We start from the raw sequence: 16,648 nt of genomic DNA on the forward strand, positions 1-16,648 counted from the left end.
GACAGCCGTACGGTATTCCGTCAGCTCGGCGCGCCGAAGTTCTGGGTCCACCACGGCCCGCCGGTGCCGAAGTGGGTGCCGAGGCCCATCTCGGTGAACGCGCAGTTGAGGATGTTGGCCCGGTGGCCCGGGCTCTTCATCCAGGCGTCCATCACGGCGGCGGAGTCCTGCTGGCCCCGGGCGATGTTCTCGCCCCAGGTGCTCCAGCGGTAGCCGGCCGCCTCGATCCGGGGCTGCGGGCCCTTGCCGTCGGGGTTGGTGTGGTCGAAGAAGTTCCGGGCCGCCATGTCGTCCGAGTGGCCCTGGGCGGCCGCCTGGAGCTTGCTGTTGGCCTTCACCGGGCCGCAGCCGTTCTTCGAGCGCTCGCTGTTGACCAGGTCGATCACCTGCTGCTGGGCGGTGGCCGCCCGGTTCGCCGCGCTGGTGGCCGGGGCGGGGGCGGAGGGCGCGGCGGAAGTGCGGGAGGGCGACGGGGCGGCCGCGCTGGGGGTGGGGGAGGGCGAGGCGGTCGGGGTGGCCGACGGCGAGGGCGAGGCCGTGACGGTGGCCGCCGGGGAGGTGGCCGCAGCCGGTGCGGGTGCGGCCTGGACCTCCAGGGGCGCGGCGGAGACGGCGGCGGTGGCCGCGCCGTCGATCCGGGGGGCCGCCTGCGGGGAAGGGTTCTGGTCGGCGCCCACCACGCCGATCACCGCGACGGTGGCGACGGTGGTGCCGATCACCGCCACCAGTACCCGCCGACGGCTGCGCGGCTTGGCCCGCCGCCGTCCGCTGCCGCCCTTGCCGGGCCGCTGGGCGGCCGCCCGCCGTGCGGCGGCCCGGCCCCCGGCCGGCGGGGTGGCCGGCTGCCCGGGAGTAGTGGGCGGTGCGGGGGTGGCCGGGGCGGGGCCGGCCGAGGTGGGGTCGACGGGGAGGCCGAGCGGATGCTGCGGCAGCGGGACCAGGGCCAGCCCGGCCAGCAGGCCCTCGGCCGGGAACAGTCCCTCCCACTGCTGGGCGCAGTAGCCGCACTCGCGGGCGTGCCGGGCTATCCGCTTGCGCCAGAGTGCGCCGGGGGCGCCGTCCCACTGCGCGGTGAGCTCGGCCAGCTGCGGGCAGGAGGGCTGGACGGCCAGCGCCCGGACCACCACCCGTGCGGTCTCCAGCTGACCCTTCATCCGCTGGACCCGGACCGCCGCGTGCGGCGGGGACAGCTCCAGCGCCTCGGCCAGCTCGGCCCGGCTGAGCTCGCCCGCCGCCTCCAGCCACCAGAGCGAGAGCAGCTCCCGGTCGTCCTGGTCCAGCCAGCGGGTGGCCTCGGCGACCTCGCGGCGCTGCCCGGCCAGGCCGAGCCGGACGATGGTGAGGTCCACGAAGTCGGCGCCGGGGTCGGCGGAGTCGTAGGTCAGGCCGATCGGGATCTGGGCCTGGTGGGCGACCTGGTGACGGCGGCGGACCTGGTTCATCGCGATGGCGACCAGCCAGGAGCGGAACCCGGCCGGGTCACGGAGCGAGGACAGGTGGTCGACCGCGCGCAGCATGGTCTCCTGCACCACGTCGTCGGTGTCGGGGTGACCGTTCAGGGCACGGCCGACGATGTTGTAGACCAGCGGCAGGTGAGCGCCGATCAGTTCGTCGGTGGCCTGCTGGTCGCCGGCCCGGGCCCGGGTCACCATCCGCTCCGCTTCGTGCCTGTCCATCCGTCTGGTCCACCTTGTCCGTCGGCCGGTCCGTACTGCCCTGTCGTGATGGGAGATCAGCGGGCCGTCCGCCGATAACGGAAAAACTCCGGAGACCTGAGTGGCCCCCGGTGCTCAGCGGAGCGTAGTGGATGCCGCTCCGGGCCCATCCGCCCCCCACGGCCAACGCCCAGCTCACAGCGGTGGCCGGGGCCCGCGGGGGCGTGAAGGGAGTGTGAGGGGTCGGCGCGCGAGGTGGGCGGAGCGTGGCCGTCCGGGGCCGTTCCGGAGTGACGGTGTGTCGGGGCTCACAGCGGCACGCCGTCAGTCCGGTACGGCGGTACGGCCTGCGGTGTTCAGGCTGTCAGCTCGGCGAGCAGCGCCCGGCCCTGCGGCCAGTCGCCGAGTGCGGAGGCGGTGTTGAGGTGCCCGCCCCGGCCGATGTCGGCGAAGGTGGCGCCCCAGGCGTCGGCGAAGGCCCGGGCCCGGTCGGCGGTGCACCAGGGGTCGTCGGTCGAGGCGACCACGGTGGCCCGGAACGGCAGCGCGGCGAGCGGCACCGGGCGGAAGTTGACCAGCTCGGGTACCTCCGCCGTGTCGATGTCGGCGGGGGCCACCAGCAGCGCGCCGAGCACCTTGGCCGCCAGCTCCGGCCGGGCTCCGGCGGCCCAGTGCGCGACGGTTGTGCAGCCCAGGCTGTGTGCCACCAGCACCACCGGCCCGTCGGCGTCCGCCACCGCCCGGTCGAGGGCGCCCACCCAATCCGGCAGCAGGGGCTGGTCCCAGTCGGCCTGCTCGACCCGCCGGAACCGGGCCGGGTCGGACCGCTCCCAGAAGCTCTGCCAGTGCTCGGCCTCGGAGTTCTGGTACCCGGGCAGGATCAGGTGGGTGCTCATCAGCGGCCCTCTCTACGGCAGCGGGTGTGGACGGGCGCCGTCGGCCGTCCTGCGGTGTCCGCCGACCTTAGCCCCCGGCGCTGAGCAGGTACTCGATCAGGGTGCGGACGCCGACGCCGGTGCCGCCGGGGACCCACTCGCCCTCGTCGGTGTCGGAGAGTGCGGTGCCCTGGATGTCCAGGTGCGCCCACGGGATGTCCGGTGGGACGAACTCGCGGAGGAAGAGGCCCGCCAGCAGGGCGGTGCCGTGTCGGACGCCGAGCGTGTAGTTGGCCAGGTCGGCGACTCGGGAGGCGAGTTGGGGGCGGTAGGAGTCGGGGAGCGGGAGCGGCCAGAGCTCCTCGCCGGCCCGGCGGCCGGCCGTGCGGAGGTCCTCGGTGAGGGTGTCGTCGGTGGCCAGCAGGGCGGTGATCCGGCGGCCCAGGGCGACCGCGGCGGCGTCGGTGAGGGTGGCCAGGTCGATGACGGCGTCCGGGGCGGTCTCGCCGGCCAGGGTGAGGGCGTCGGCCAGGATCAGCCGGCCCTCCGCGTCGGCGTGCCGGACCTCGACGGTGGTGCCGCTGCGCATCCGCAGCACGTCACCGACCCGGATCGGGTTCCCGTTCGGCATGTTCTCGGTCAGCGGCAGCCAACCGTCCACCGCCACCGGACAGTTCAGTGCGCTGAGGGTGGACATGGCGGCCAGCACGGCGGCCGCGCCCGCCATGTCGGCCTTCATCGCGGCCAGTTCGGCGTTCGGCTTGAGCGAGAGGCCGCCCGCGTCGTACGTGACGCCCTTGCCGACCAGGGCGATCCGCCGGGTCGCAGGGGTGGTGGCGGCCGGGCTGGCCGGCCGGTAGCTGAGCCGGACCAGCCGGGGCGGCAGCAGGGAGCCACGGCTGACGCCGAGCAGGCCGCCGAGCCGCTCGTGGGCGATCCGGTCGGCGTCCCAGACCTCGCACTCCAGGCCGGAGTCGGCGGCGATCCGCCGGGCCCGCTCGGCGAATTCCGGTGGGGTGAGCGCCTCGCCGGGCTCGTTGACCAGATCCCGGGCGAGCAGCACGGCCGCACCGACCCGCAGCCCGGCGGCGAGCGCCGCGCGGGAGGACGAGGTGTCAGGGGTGACCAGGTCGATCCGCTGGTCGGCGGCGGGTGCGGTGGTGGCGTACCCCGTGAAGCGGTATCCGCCGAGCAGGTAGCCCTCGACCAGCGCCCGCAGTTCGGTGTCGGGGGCCGATAGGGCCAGCCGCCGGTAGCCGGTGACCGCCCGGGCCAGCCGGGCGCCGGTGGCCCGGGCGGTGTCGGGGCCGTACCCGGCCCGGGGGCCGCTGCCGAGCAGGACGGTGGCCGGGGTGCCCGGCAGGTGCAGGGTCTGGCCCGGCGCGCCGGCGAAGCCGCTGCCCGCCAGGAAGGCGGGGGACAGCTGCGAAGGCAGTTCATCGGACCAGACGGGGGTCACCACGGCTTCGATGTCAGCGGATTGACGTGACGTCAGCCGCCACTCGACGCTCACGCGGTCCGTGCGGCGCGGCGGGCCGCACCCCACGCCTCGAGGTCGGTCAGGTACTGCGCGGCCAGCTCGGCCATCCCGTTGGCCGGGCCGACGGCGGCCCAGCCCCGGGCGGCGGAGACGGCGTACGGGTCGATCCGGAGCGCCTGGAGGTAGCAGTCCTCGGCGAGCAGCGGGAGTCCGGCCCGGGCGAAGCAGTCGCCTGCCGCCGCGTAGCCGAAGGCGGTGGAGACCGGCCCGAGCCGGGCCGTCCGCAGGTAGCTGTGCGCCGCCTGCTCGGGCCGGTCGTCCTTGAGCAGGCCCTCCGCGACCTCGATGTGGGTCTTGGGCTCGTACGGGTCCAGGGCCAGCGCCTCGGCGACCAGCCGGTGCGCCCGCTCGTCCTCGCCGAAGGCGTAGAACTCCTTGGACCGGCTCTCCACGCAGGCCCGCAGGTTCTCCCGGCGGAGGAACTCCTGGTACTCGCCGACGGCCGGCACCGACCGGGCCAGCTCCTCGGCCCGGTCCATGTCGGCGGCCAGCCGGACGGTGTCCTGCTGCAGGAAGGGCACGTAGCTGACGCTGCGGTAGAACCGGCTCTCCATCATCATCAGCTCGAACGGGGAGTACTGCGGATCAGTCAGCAGCTCGGCCAGTGCCTGCTCGCCGGTCTCCCGCCAGGCGAGCGCGGTCTCCAGCGAACGGGTCTCGCGCGCCTCGTGGATGACCGAGAAGACCGCGATCACGAACCGCAGGTGGGTCGGACAGGCCGGATGCCCGACGATCGCACGGGAGTTGGCCGGGGCGACCTTGGCGGCCCGGCCGACCGAGCCCACCCAGCGGACCACGTCGAGCCAGTGGTGCAGCCGCAGCTCGGCCGCCGTCCGCAGCTCGGCGGCCGGCGTGAAGGGGATCAACTCCTGCACCAGCTTGATGAATCCGAGCCGGTAGAGGACCACCGCGACCTGGTGCTGCCGCTCCGCGTCGTACGTGGCGAACTTTTCCAGCCAGCCGCAGAGGGTGTCCCAGGCGGGCGTGCGCAGGTGGGCCGGGAGGTCGGCCGGGTGCGCGACGTCGAACTCGGTCAGGCCGGACTCGCGGATCAGGTTGGTCCGGAAGGCGGGCGGCAGCAGGCGCTGCCAGTTCACCCGGGGCGGGGTGCCCTGCTCGGCGAACCCGAAGGCGAGGGTGGGCAGTCGGGCGTACAGGCCGGGCGACTGCGACTCGCCGAGGTTGAAGTACGCCGCGTGCATCCGGTAGTGCCAGTTGTTGGCGTACGGCCGCTCGGGGTCGCGGGCGGCGGCCAGCCGGACCACCTCGGCCAGCGGCTCGTCGCCGGCCGACAGGCAGCTCGCCACCAGCCGGTCACGGGTCGCGGAGGCGCGCGGGGCGGCCCGGAAGGCGCGCTCGGTGAGCACCCGGGCGAACTCGCCCTGTCCGGCCAGCTCGGCGCACTCGGCCGCGTGCAGCAGCGCGAAGCCGGTCCCGTACGGGCCGAGCCGGGCGGCGTGCAGGTAGGCCGCCAGGGCCTGTTCGGTGCGGCCCGCGCGCCGGTGCGCCTGCGCGGCCTGCATCCGGAGCTTGACGCAGCTCGGGTCGATCGCCAACCCCTCGGCGAGGGCGTGCTGTTCGGTCTCGGTGTCGCCCGTCCGGACGGCCATCTCCAGGCGGCGGTCGATCAGCCGGCGCTTGGTCTCCAGCAGGACCAGCGCGTCGTCCCGGTCCGGTGCGGTCAGTTCGTCGACGGCCTGCCGGGCCGCCGCCAGCCGGGCCGCGGCTCCGGCGAAGTCCCGCTGCCGCTCGGCGTACATCGCCTCGCGCAGGGTCAGCCGGGCCTCGGTGACGGTGCGTTGGAAGCCGGTCAACTCCCCGGCCAGCCCGGCGAACAGGCGGCGGGCCAGGGCGAGGTGGTGCGGCACGGCCGAGTCGTCGCCGCCGTGCCGGGCCAGCAGGTAGCCCCAGCCGGCCACCGACTGCACGTGGGTGAGGGTGGGCACCGGGTGGTCGACCAGCGGCCGGTAGGCGGCCGTGGTCCGGTCGGTGAGGCCCTCCAGGCCGAACAGGGCGACCGCGCGGGCGGATTGCAGCCCTGCCGTCACCGGGTCCTGGCAGGCGTCGCCGTCGAGGTCCGCCGGGAGGACGTCGAGCACGGCGGGCAGCAGGCAGGCGGCGATCAGCCAGTGCGCCAGGTTGGCGCGGTCCACCGGGTCCAGGTCGGTGTGCTGCCGGTAGGCGTCGGCCATCCGCCGCCAGGCGGGGGAGGCCAGCTCGGTGGGCAGCTCGGTGGGATCGGCCGCCCGGTAGCGATGCAGCCGGGACTCCTCGACCAGCAGCCGCCGGTAGCTCGCGGGCATCGTCATGCCGAACCGCAGCGCACCGGGTGCGCGCTGCTCGAACCGACGGGCCGCCAGCACCGCCGCCCTGGCCTGGATGACCGTCAGCGGGCTCTCGGCGCCGTCGAAGTAGGGCCGGTGCACCTCGAAGGTCAGCCAGCTCGGGGCGTTCACCCCGACTGTGCCGTGACTGAACTGCCAGCGGTCCACGGTGCCCGTTCCCATCGTGTCGAGGCCGTCGAGGTGACCGCGCGGCGCGCGGAGAACAGGGAATGCGCCCTGCGACCCGAGGTCACAGGGCGCCGCACCAGGGGCGGATCAGGTGGCGTCGTCCATCAGACAGGTCCAGCAGTCCGCCTCACCCGTGGTGATCTCGACCTCGTCCGCAAGGGACTCCCAGGACTCGTACGACATTTCGTACTCCCTTCACCGAATGACCGGGCACGTATATTCGCGCCGGTGCTGGTGAGGGGAAGCTATGGCAGCCCGCCGGGCGTCGTCAAGAGCAGAAAAGAGTATTTCGGCCGTAATTCAAAGGACCGTGTCAGGTAATGCGTATGCGGGGCCCGATATGCGTTCCGGCCCGGTGGCCAAAGGGCCGCAGGTTCGACGGTGCCGGGCCCGACCGGGTGGCGTGGGCCACCGGTCAGGAGGTTGCCGGTCGGCGAAGTGCGCTTCGCCGACCGGCTGTTGTCAAGGTTTCAGTTCGGAGATCCTGACCAGGAAGAGATCGACTTCGTCGTCCGTCGTCCAATAGTGCGGGGAAACCCGCACCAGTCCGGCGGGTACCGACACCTGTACGCCGGAGCCGGTCAGGGCGTCCACGAGTTCCGCACCGGCCAGCCCGGGAGCGGAGAAACTCACGATCCCGGAGTTCGCCGCCGGGTCGGGCGGGGTGGCCAGGGTAAAACCGATATCGGAAATTCCCGTCCTGATCCGGTCGGCGAGGGCGAGCACCCGGTCGGCCACGACGCCGAGGCCGACGGCCTCCAACTCGGCCAGCGCGGCGGCCAGGCCGGCCATGCCGACCAGGTCGTACATGCCGCCCTCGACCCGGGAGGCGGCGGCCCGGGCGGGGAGTCGGTAGCTCAGCGGGCCGGGCCCCTTCATCAGCTCGGCCGCGCCGTCGAAGCCGAACCAGCCGGTCGGGACGGTGCCGAGCAGCTCCAGCCGGTCGGCCCGGCAGAAGAACACGCCCGTCCCGGGCGGGCCGCCGAGCCACTTCTGCGCGCCCGCCGCCAGGAAGTCGACCGGGGTGTCGGCGAGCGAGAGCGGCAGCGCACCGAGACTCTGCACCGCGTCCACGCTGACCAGCGCGCCGACCCGGGCCGCGAGGGCGCAGACGGTGTCCAGGTCGATCCGGAAACCGGTGGCGAAGTTGACGTGGCTGACGGCGACCAGCCTGGTGCGCGGACCGATCGCGGCGGCGAGGTCGGCCGAACGGTAGCCGCCGTCCCGCATCGGCACCCAGACCGGCTCGACGCCGTACCGCGAAAGCGCGGTCCAGGGGCGGACGTTGGCGGGGAAGTCGCGGTCGAACAGCACCACCTGGTCGCCCGGCCGCCAGTCCAGACCGTCCGCGACCAGGTGCAGGCCGGTCGAGGTGTTGGGGACGAAGGCCACCTCCGTCGGGGCACAGTCCAGCAGCCGGGCCATCGACCGGCGGGCGGCCGCCCGGGTGTTGAAGATCCCGCCGAGCCGGGCGCTCCCGTACGGCAGCACGCCGGTCAGCACCTCCTGCATCGCGGTCACCGCGGCGGGTCGCAGGCGGCCGAAGCCGGCGTGGTCCAGGTACGCGCTCCCGGGCACCGAGGGCCCGCTCATCCGGCCGGCAGGGGAGCGCGCCGGACGCCGGCGGTGACCGCCACCCAGGCCGCGACCAGCAGCGGGACGCCGTGCAGCAGCAGGACCCACTGCGGCACCCAACCGGGGTGCAGCGCCACGCTGGTGACGAGCAGTCCGGCCATGAACCCGCTGTTGACGACGATCTGGCCGAGGCCGAAGGCCCGGCCGCGCCGGTCGTCGGGGAGCTGCTGCATGGCCTGTTTGAAGGTGATCTCGCTCAGCGCGTCACCGAGCCCGGCGACCACCGCGCAGAGCAGCCGGGGCCACCAGCCGTCCAGCCAGAAGATGCCGATGAACCCCGCCGACATGACCATCGTGGCCAGGCAGAAGACCAGCATCGGGCTGCGCTCGACCACCCGCCGGGCGAGCGGCCGCAGCACGAAGCCGGCCAGCAGCAGACCGGCGGCCCAGCAGGCCCAGACCGCACCGGACACGAAGGTCGGCGCGTCGGGCCGCAACTCGCTGCCCAGGATGGGCAGTCCGACGTGCTGGGAGGCGCTGCCGAAGGCGTCCAGGCCGCGCAGCACCACCAGCATCGCCAGCCCGGCGCCGACCAGCAGCGGCCAGGCCCCGGTGCGGTCCCGCCGGGCGGCGCCCGCCGCGCCGGGCTCGCGCATCCGCAGCCGGAGCGCGGTGAGCACCAGGGCCGAGAGCGCGTAGGTGCCGGCGTCCAGGGCGAACACGCCCCGGTAGCCGATCAGCGGCACCAGCACGGTGGCCAGGCCCATGCCGAGCAGGAAGGCGACGCCCTTGAGCCCGGCCAGCAGGCTGTTCACCGCCTGGGTGCGCTCCCCGGCGAGCACCGGCGTCGCGGCGGACAGGGTGCCCTCGAAGACCGAACGGCCGGTGCCGATCAGGGCGACGGCCGCGTAGAGCCACCAGTTCTGGGCCGCGTCCGGCAGCAGGGCGAGCAGGGCGAGCATCAGCATCCGGACCAGGTCCGCGCCGATCATCACCCGGCGGCGGTCCCAGCGGTCGCCGTACCGGTGGCCGAGCCGGCCGCCCGCGATCGCGCCCGCGTAGAGCGCGGCGCTCAGCAGGCCGGTGGCGAAGGCGGAGTGGCTGCGCTCCCAGACGAAGACCGAGAGGCAGATGAAGTCGAGCGCGTACCCGATGTCCGACATGGTCTTGGCGGTGAGGAACACCGCGAGGTCCCGACGGTTCGCCGAGGCCACCGGGCCGGTGCCGACGGTCGGTTGCCCGGTTCGGGTCACCGCTGCACCAGGCGCATCCGCCGCCACCTTCCGCCCGCTCCGCCGTGCGCACCCCCGACGGGCACCCGGACCGGGTCCAGCGTCCCAGTGGTTGATCGAAATGGGTAGAGGGCGGCGGCCTGGAAGGCGCCCGGCGGCGAATGCCGCCGCACCGCTGTCCGGGCGGCCGGTTACCCTCTTGATCACCGAATTCGGGGGAGGGGTCCGTGCACACGGGGGAGCAGGTCGGCACGATAACGCTGGACGAGCCCGAGGGCGGCGGTCCGGTGACCGAGCAGGTGGCGGCGGTGCCGGGTGGGCCGTCCCGCCGCCGGCTGCTGCTGGGGGCGGCCGCGCTGGTCGGGGGCGGGTTGGCCTGGCGGCTCGGCCGGTCCGCCGAGCCGGACGGCGACCGGGTCGCGGTCTCCGGGCCGGAGCCGCTCTGGACGTACCGGGGCGAGGCGCCGCAGGCCGCGGACCGGTTGGCCGGGGCCGGGACGGTGCCGCTGCTGGCGACCGCCGAGATGCTGTACCTGCTGTCGCCGGACAGTGGCGCGGTGGCCAAGCGGATCGAACTGCCGTCCGGCGCCACGGGCGGTGGCGCCGACCTGCTGGCGGCCGGGAGTCTGGTGCACGAGGCCCGGATCGGCCGGTTCGCCGCCTACGGGTACGGTCCCGACCGGTCGACGGCGGCCCCGCCGGGAGCCGACCGGTCCTGCCGACTGCTGGCCGCGGACGACGAGTTGCTGTTCGGCGCGGGTGACGGCTGGCCGGGCGGGCTGTTCGCGCTGGAGCTGGCGACCGGCCGGCCGCGGTGGACCCGGCCGGACCAGGAGGCCGAGGGCCTCCTGACGGAGCTGCAACCCGCGCCCGGCGGGCGGCTGGTGGGGCGCAGCACCCGGGACGAGGTGGTCACGCTGAACGCGGCGGACGGCTCGGTGCTCTGGCGCGCCGCGGCCGACCAGGCGCTGAGCTGGCGCGAGTGCGACGCCGAACGGGTCTACACGGCCCGGCGCGCCAACGGTGTCCGGGCGTTCGGGCTGGCCGACGGCAGGCCGGGCTGGGTGGTGGAGGACCAGAGCTGGCGCCCGATCCGGCCGCTGGCCGCCGACGGTGCGCTGTACCTGCTGCGCGACAGCGGCGAGGTGACCCGGAACGTGCCCGCCGACGGCAGCGAGATGTGGTCCTGCCGGCTGCCGTTCCGGCTGGACTCCCGGTGCCGGCCGGTGGCGGTGGGCGGGACGCTGTTCGTGCCTGGCCCGACCGGTCAGGGCGTCTGGGCGCTGGACGTGGCGACCGGCGCCGTGCGGTGGACCTTCCGGGACGCCGAACCGGGCGTCCAGGTCTGGCGGTTGAACACCGACGGCAAGCGGCTGTACGCCGGTCACGACCGGGTGCTGTACGCCCTGCCGACCAGCTGACCGGCTCTCAGTCCAGGGCCTCGGCTGCCTGCTTGAGGGCCTCCCGGATCCGGAAGTAGGTGCCGCAGCGGCAGACGTTCTCGATCCGGTCGATGTCCGCGTCGGTCGGGTGCGGGGTGCGGCGCAGCAAGGCCACCGCGGTCATGATCTGGCCCGGCTGGCAGAAGCCGCACTGGGCCACGTCGCAGTCCAGCCAGGCCTGTTGGACCGGGTGCAGCCGGTTGCCGTCGGCCAGGCCCTCGATGGTGGTGACCTGCCGGCCGGCGCAGTCGCCGACGGCCACCACGCAGGGCTGGACCTCCTCGCCGTCCAGGTGACTGGTGCAGGCCCGGCAGACGCCGACCCCGCAGCCGTACTTGGGGCCGGTGACGCCGAGCTTGTCGCGCAGCACCCAGAGCAGCGGCATGTCGGCCGGTGCCTCGACGGTGACCGGCTTGCCGTTCAGGACGAACTGGTGAGTGGGCACGTGAGGGTCCTTCGGAAGGTCGGCCGGTGCTTGAACGGTCGGTGCTTGACGGTCAGTGGTTGATCGGGAACCGGCGCGGGCTGGTGCCGGTGGCACGGGCGTACGCGTTGGCGACCGCGGCGGCGGCCGCCGGGACGCCGAGTTCGCCCGCGCCACCGGGCGGACCGCTGGGCGGCATCAGGTGCGCCTCGAAGGCGAGCGGGCTGTGCCGCTGCCGGGCGTAGTGGAAGTCGGCGAAGCTGCCCTCGCGGATCGCGCCGCGGTCCAGGTGCAGCCCGGCCTGCAGGGTGACCGAGATGCCGTCTGTGACGGCGCCGAGCAGCTGGGCCTCCAGACCGCGCGGGTTGATCACCCGGCCGACGTCGGCGGCCACCACCGCCTTGGTGACCCGGGGTTGGGCCGGGTCGGTGGCGTCGATCTCCACCAGGCAGGCGACGCTGGAGCGGTGCTCGGCGTGGAAGGCGATGCCCTGGGCGTGCCCGGCGGGCATCGGGCGGCCCCAACTCCCGGCCTGGGCGGCCTTGTCCAGCACCGCGCGGGCGCCCGCGTCGCGCAGCCGGGACCGCCGGAAGGCGACCGGGTCGCGGCCGAGGGCGCGGGCCAGCTCGTCCACCATCACCTCGTCGGCGACCCGGACCAGGCCCGAGTAGACCGAGCGCCAGCTCCCGGTGGGGATGTCCAGCGGTACCTCGGTGAGGAGTTGGGTGGTGACCCCGAGCTCGTACGGGAGCTCCTGGGTGAGGTCGAAGAAGACCTGGGAGAACGCGTCCGCACCGACCGGGAGGGACGCCCCGGCGGCGGTCAGCATCTCGCCGAGCCCGTGCCCGAAGTCAGTCCGCACGGTGCAGACCCGGTGCTCGTAGGTGAGCACCTGGCCGAGGGCGTGGGTGGCCCGGATCCGGTGGTGGCTGGCGGGGCGGACCCGGCCGTGCCGGATGTCGTCGTTGCGGGTCCACATCAGTTTGACGGGCCGTCGGGCCGCCCGGGAGATCCGGGCCGCCTCGAGCGCGGCGTCGGCGAACAGGCGCCGGCCGAACGAGCCGCCGGCCCGGACCACGTTCACCTTCACCGCGTCGACCGGCAGGCCGAGGACGGCCGCGACGGCCTGCTGGGACACGATCGGGGACTGGGCGGCGAACCAGAGTTCGGCCCGGTCGGGGCGGACGTCGGCGACAGCGGTGAGCACCTCCATCGGCGCGTGGCTGACGAAGGCGAAGTCGAACTCGGCGTCCAGGCTCAGGCTCAGCAGCGGCGGCACCACGAACGGCGCGGTGCCGGACCGGAGTCGGGCCCGGACGTCGGCGTCGGAGAGGGCGTCCAGCGGCCCCGGGTTCCAGCTGACCTGGACGGCGGCCTTGGCCTTGAGCGCCTGGTCGAAGGTCTCGGCCAGGATCGCGATGCCGGTGGGTATCGCCAGGACGTCCAGCACCCCGGGCAGGGCGCGGGCCGCGGTGCCGTCCCAACTGCGCACGGTGCCCTTGACGGTGGGCGGCCGGAGCACCACGGTGGGCACCGCGCCGGGGACGTCCAGGTCACCTGCGTACTTGGCCTTGCCGGTGACGATGTCCCGGGCGTCGATCCGGCCGGTGGGCCGACCCACCAGGCGCTGCTGCCCGGCGGGCCGGGGCAGCGTGGAGACCGCCGGGACCAGCACCGAGGCCGCCGCGACGGCGAGTTCGCCGTACGGGGCCGAGCGGCCGTCGGGGGCGTACACCCGGCTGTCCTGGGTGCGCAGGCCACTGGCGGGCAGGTCCCAGCGACGGGCGGCGGCGGTCACCAACCGGGCCCGGGCGGCGGCCGCCGCGGCCCGGACCGGGTCGTAGAGCGAGCGCACCGAGTTGGAGGCGCCGGTGAGTTGACCGAACAGTAGCTCGGGGCGGGCCGGCGAGAGCGGGACGTCCACGTCGGTGAGGACGGCGTCCAGCTCGTCGGCGACCAGCATCGCCATCGCGGTGGTCAGGCCCTGGCCGACCTCGACCCGGGGGAGCTGGAGCACCACCCGGCCGGCCTCGGTGACCTCCAGCACCAGCAGGTGCGCGGTGGGCAGCCCGGCCAGGATCAGCGCGTCGCCCAGGTCGGCGAGGCTCGGCAACCCGGGCAGGGCCTGGGCCGGTTCGGCGTCCAGGGCGAGCTGTGCGCCGACCGCGAGGGCGGGGGCGGCCACCAGGTAGGTGAGGAATCGGCGGCGGCCGAGGGCCTGCGGCGAGCTGGAGATTTCGAGAGCCTTTCCGGGCCACGGGGTGCGGAGCGGACTGATCCTAGGAGGCGGCACCCAGCAGGTCAACATGGGCATGACCAGGCGGGGCGGGGTGGCTGACCGCCGGTCAGCGCGGATGTCGGGTGGTCCGGCACCGCCCGCGCCCGGGGCGCGATACCGTCTGGATGCAGGAGGTGACGGTATGAAGGACACGCAGGTCTGCCCCGGATGCGGTGGCGCTCGGCTGACCGAGAAGACCGAACACACCGTCGAGACCGACGGCCGGGGGGACCAGGTGGCGCGGGTGCACCGCTACCTCTCGCCGTGCGGGCGGTGCGGCGGCGCCGGAGAGGTGACCGGCTGATCCGGCCGGCCCTCCGGTGCCGGCTTCGCCACCTCCCGCCCTCGCAGCCGCAGTACGGCGGCGGCGCCCGGAGGAGGCTGGGCTGACCGGCGGTCAGCCGAGGTAGTCGTCGAGGCGGGCGAGGGCGAAGCCCTGCTCGGTGACGGTCCGCAGGACCTGGCGGGCCAGGTCGGTCATCGAACCCGACCAGTCGTCGGTGCCCCGGAAGTGGGTCAGGATGATGTCGCCCGAGTGCAGCCGCTGGTCGGCCAGGCGGTACTCCATCCGGTCCGGGAAGGCCTCCTCGTTCCACATCGGCACCGCCGTGATCCCGCAGGAGCGGGCGGCCCGCAGGGTGTCGGTGGTGTACTCGCCGTACGGCGGCCGGAACAGTACGGGGCGGACCCCGATCTCGCGTTCCAGCTCGTCCTGCTGGCCGCAGATCTCGGTGCGCTGCTGCGCGTAGCCGAGCTTGCGCAGGTCCTTGTGGTTGAGGGTGTGGTTGTTCACCCGCACGCCCTGGTCGTGCAGGTCGCGGAAGTACCCGTAGTCGCTGCGGGCCAGGTAGCCGGAGACGAAGGCGCTGAAGGGCAGCCCGAGTTCGCGCATCATCCGGTTGAACCTGGGGTCCTTCTCCTTCCCGTCGTCCACGGTCAGGAACACCACCCGGTCCTCGGTCGGCACCCGTCGCACCAGCGCGGGCAGGTCGGCCCCGGCCACCGTGACGTGCGGTCCGGCCGCCAGCACCGCCTTCCGGACCGGGGCGGGCGGGGCCGCCAGTGGCACCGTGGCCAGGCCCCAGGACTGCGCCAGCTCGGCCTGCTGACGTGCGATCAGCATCCGCTCGGTGCCGGCCCGCTGCGCGCTCCCCTCCTGCTCGGCCGCCCGGCCGGGCAGCACGGCCGGTTGCAGGGCCACCGGCGGCTGCGGGGCCCGGGAGGCGGTGGTCTCCGCGCTGTCCGCCGCGCTGCCGCAGCCGACCGCGGTGAGGGCCAGGCAGAGTCCGGTGGCCAGCTGAGCCCAGGAGGCAGGTGATCGGAATTGCATACCTGCTGATCATCCGGACACGAGTGCGAAGTCGGGGCAGGCGCGCCGGACGGTCCACCGGATGACGTACCGGCCGGGCAGTGGCGGGGGACCGCGACTTTGGTCGCGACGGCTCGCGACCAAAGGCGACTGCCGGTCGGGCCGGAACGTCGCCTACGCTCGCACGAGTGGCGAGCGAGCGAATCCTGAGCGGGGCGAGAACGGCGGTGGCCAGAGCGCTGCCCGGACCGTGGAACCGGGGTGCGCTGCTCCGGGAGGGCCTGGCGGCGCTCCTGATGGGCGTGCTGAGCGGCGGACTGGGCGCGGTCGGCTCGACCGGCGCGGTGCCGTTCACCGCGATCGGCCTCGGCGCGGTGGTGCTGTTCCTGCTCCGGCGCGGTCTGCCCGGCGTGGCCCTGCTCGGCGCGGCGATCGGCAGCGGCACGCTGGGGAGCTGGCTCCCGCTGCTGATGGTCACCAGCTGGTCGGCCGGCCGCCGGATCACCCACGCCCGGGTGGCGGTGACGGTCTTCCTGGTCTCCTTCGTCCTGATGACGGCCGTCTCGCTGCTCACCGACCTGGACGACATGCCGCTGCCCGCCCTGCTCGGGGTCGGGGTCGGCGGCTTCCTGCTGCTGGCCGTGCTGCCCGCCGTGTTCGCCCGGTACCGGGCCCAGCGCCGGACCCTGCTGATCGCCCTGCACGAGCGCAACGACCAGTTGCTCCGGGAACGCGTCATGATCGCCCGGCAGGCCCGGCTGCGGGAACGCCACCGGATCGCCCAGGACATGCACGACAGCCTGGGCCACCAGCTCGCGCTGATCTCCGTGCACACCGGCGCGCTGGAGGTGGACCGCACCCTGACCGAGGGTCAGCGCGAGGCGGTCACGGTGCTCCGGCAGGCGGCGGTCGGCGCGATGCGCGAACTGCGCGGGGTGGTCGGCCTGCTCCGCGACGAGTCCACCGGGGAACCCCAGGAGGCGGGCGGCGTCGGCGAGATCGAACGGCTGACCGACGCCTCCCGGGCGGCGGGCACCGAGGTCGGCCTGACCCGGACCGGCGAGGCCAGGGACCTCACCCCGGCCACCGGCCACGCCGCGTACCGGATCGTCCAGGAGGCGCTGACCAACGCGCACAAGCACGCCCCCGGCGCCCCGATCGGCGTCGCGCTGCGGTACGAGCCCGACGCGCTGCTGGTCGAGGTGGTGAACGGCCCGGGCACCCCCGCGCCCGCCGGCGCCGTCAGCGGCGGCCAGGGCCTGACCGGCCTGCGCGAGCGGACCAGGCTGCTGGGCGGCATGCTGCACGCCGGGCCCACCCCCGACGGCGGCTACCGGCTGGCCGGCGTGCTCCCGTACGAGGGCTCCGGCTGCCCGGTCACCGACGACGACCCCGACCTGCCCGCCGCCCCCGTCGAGCGGCTGCCCCGGCGGCGGCCCGCGCTCGGCTGCGCGGTGGTGGTGGCGGGCGTGCTGCTCAGCGTGCTCGGCCTGCTGCTCTGGGGCGGCGTCAAGTTCTTCGAGTCGCTGGACCGGGCCACCCTGCCGGACGGCCGGTACGACTCCTTCCAGGTCGGCCAGTCCGAGAGCGAGATCCGCGCCCAACTGCCGCCCGGGAGCGGCTTCGTGACCAACGCCTACGAGGGCAAGGGCCCGGAGGTCCCGCCCGGCAGCTCCTGCTCGTGGTTCGTCTCCGACCACCAGCCGGACCAGTTGGCCAGCACCCGGGTCTCCCGGCTGTGCTTCCGCGACGGCGTGCTGGTGGCGAAGGTGCAGTACCGTGCGGACGACTGAGAGGACGGGCGG

Annotated in this window: 12 protein-coding genes; 3 read left to right on the plus strand and 9 right to left on the minus strand. The window is 74.6% G+C overall.

Annotated elements, in window-relative coordinates:
• Window positions 1-20 precede the first annotated feature (20 nt).
• The 6 genes from OHV05_RS33000 to OHV05_RS33025 form a co-directional block, all read right to left on the minus strand.
• Window positions 21-1,676: a sigma-70 family RNA polymerase sigma factor gene (locus tag OHV05_RS33000; RefSeq protein WP_405020975.1), complete on the minus strand. Its 1,656-nt coding sequence runs from the start codon at window positions 1,674-1,676 to the stop codon at window positions 21-23.
• Between the two features lie 335 nt (window positions 1,677-2,011).
• Window positions 2,012-2,551 (minus strand): RBBP9/YdeN family alpha/beta hydrolase, encoded by a 540-nt coding sequence (locus OHV05_RS33005; RefSeq protein ID WP_405020976.1) that lies wholly within the window; start codon window positions 2,549-2,551, stop codon window positions 2,012-2,014.
• A gap of 67 nt (window positions 2,552-2,618) precedes the next feature.
• Complete coding sequence (locus OHV05_RS33010) at window positions 2,619-3,992, minus strand: leucyl aminopeptidase (protein ID WP_405020977.1); 1,374 nt, start codon at window positions 3,990-3,992, stop codon at window positions 2,619-2,621.
• A 47-nt stretch (window positions 3,993-4,039) separates the two neighbouring features.
• Entirely contained in the window at window positions 4,040-6,577 is a 2,538-nt protein-coding gene (locus OHV05_RS33015) for a hypothetical protein (RefSeq protein ID WP_405020978.1), read from the minus strand.
• Between the two features lie 468 nt (window positions 6,578-7,045).
• On the minus strand, window positions 7,046-8,176 hold the full coding sequence (locus OHV05_RS33020; RefSeq protein WP_405020979.1) for an aminotransferase class V-fold PLP-dependent enzyme: 1,131 nt from the start codon (window positions 8,174-8,176) through the stop codon (window positions 7,046-7,048).
• Window positions 8,173-9,411, minus strand: a complete 1,239-nt coding sequence (locus OHV05_RS33025; protein ID WP_405020980.1) for an MFS transporter — start codon at window positions 9,409-9,411, stop codon at window positions 8,173-8,175. The genes OHV05_RS33020 and OHV05_RS33025 overlap by 4 nt, the downstream gene beginning before the upstream one ends.
• Window positions 9,412-9,617: 206 nt before the next feature.
• On the opposite strand from OHV05_RS33025, the gene OHV05_RS33030 reads away from it, so the two are divergent.
• The gene (locus tag OHV05_RS33030) at window positions 9,618-10,811 is read left to right on the plus strand and encodes a PQQ-binding-like beta-propeller repeat protein (protein ID WP_405020981.1); all 1,194 of its coding nucleotides are present in this window, start codon (window positions 9,618-9,620) and stop codon (window positions 10,809-10,811) included.
• Between the two features lie 7 nt (window positions 10,812-10,818).
• Here the strand turns inward: OHV05_RS33030 and OHV05_RS33035 are convergent, their stop codons facing one another.
• Together OHV05_RS33035 and OHV05_RS33040 are read right to left on the minus strand one after the other, a co-directional pair.
• Window positions 10,819-11,277 (minus strand): (2Fe-2S)-binding protein, encoded by a 459-nt coding sequence (locus OHV05_RS33035; RefSeq protein ID WP_405020982.1) that lies wholly within the window; start codon window positions 11,275-11,277, stop codon window positions 10,819-10,821.
• A gap of 52 nt (window positions 11,278-11,329) precedes the next feature.
• Window positions 11,330-13,570, minus strand: coding sequence for a molybdopterin cofactor-binding domain-containing protein (locus tag OHV05_RS33040; protein WP_405020983.1), 2,241 nt, complete (start codon window positions 13,568-13,570; stop codon window positions 11,330-11,332).
• 106 nt (window positions 13,571-13,676) lie between these two features.
• On the opposite strand from OHV05_RS33040, the gene OHV05_RS33045 reads away from it, so the two are divergent.
• Window positions 13,677-13,838 carry a hypothetical protein gene (locus OHV05_RS33045; RefSeq protein WP_403035659.1) on the plus strand — a complete coding sequence of 54 codons (162 nt, stop codon included), beginning with the start codon at window positions 13,677-13,679 and terminating at the stop codon, window positions 13,836-13,838.
• A 93-nt stretch (window positions 13,839-13,931) separates the two neighbouring features.
• On the opposite strand, the gene OHV05_RS33050 is transcribed toward OHV05_RS33045, so the two are convergent.
• Window positions 13,932-14,864, minus strand: coding sequence for a polysaccharide deacetylase family protein (locus OHV05_RS33050; RefSeq protein ID WP_405020984.1), 933 nt, complete (start codon window positions 14,862-14,864; stop codon window positions 13,932-13,934).
• A gap of 167 nt (window positions 14,865-15,031) precedes the next feature.
• Between OHV05_RS33050 and OHV05_RS33055 the strand changes: the two genes are divergently transcribed.
• The gene (locus OHV05_RS33055; RefSeq protein WP_405020985.1) at window positions 15,032-16,636 is read left to right on the plus strand and encodes a sensor histidine kinase; all 1,605 of its coding nucleotides are present in this window, start codon (window positions 15,032-15,034) and stop codon (window positions 16,634-16,636) included.
• Window positions 16,637-16,648 lie beyond the last annotated feature (12 nt).

This window comes from Kitasatospora sp. NBC_00070, from assembly GCF_045041205.1.
In the GTDB taxonomy this organism is placed as follows: domain Bacteria; phylum Actinomycetota; class Actinomycetes; order Streptomycetales; family Streptomycetaceae; genus Kitasatospora.

Coding starts and splice junctions, on each gene's coding strand:
- OHV05_RS33000 (WP_405020975.1), bottom strand. CDS start 1,676: ATGGACAGGCACGAAGCGGAGCGGATGGTGACCCGGGCCCGGGCCGGC.
- OHV05_RS33005 (WP_405020976.1), bottom strand. CDS start 2,551: ATGAGCACCCACCTGATCCTGCCCGGGTACCAGAACTCCGAGGCCGAG.
- OHV05_RS33015 (WP_405020978.1), bottom strand. CDS start 6,577: ATGGGAACGGGCACCGTGGACCGCTGGCAGTTCAGTCACGGCACAGTC.
- OHV05_RS33020 (WP_405020979.1), bottom strand. CDS start 8,176: ATGAGCGGGCCCTCGGTGCCCGGGAGCGCGTACCTGGACCACGCCGGC.
- OHV05_RS33040 (WP_405020983.1), bottom strand. CDS start 13,570: ATGCCCATGTTGACCTGCTGGGTGCCGCCTCCTAGGATCAGTCCGCTC.
- OHV05_RS33045 (WP_403035659.1), top strand. CDS start 13,677: ATGAAGGACACGCAGGTCTGCCCCGGATGCGGTGGCGCTCGGCTGACC.
- OHV05_RS33050 (WP_405020984.1), bottom strand. CDS start 14,864: ATGCAATTCCGATCACCTGCCTCCTGGGCTCAGCTGGCCACCGGACTC.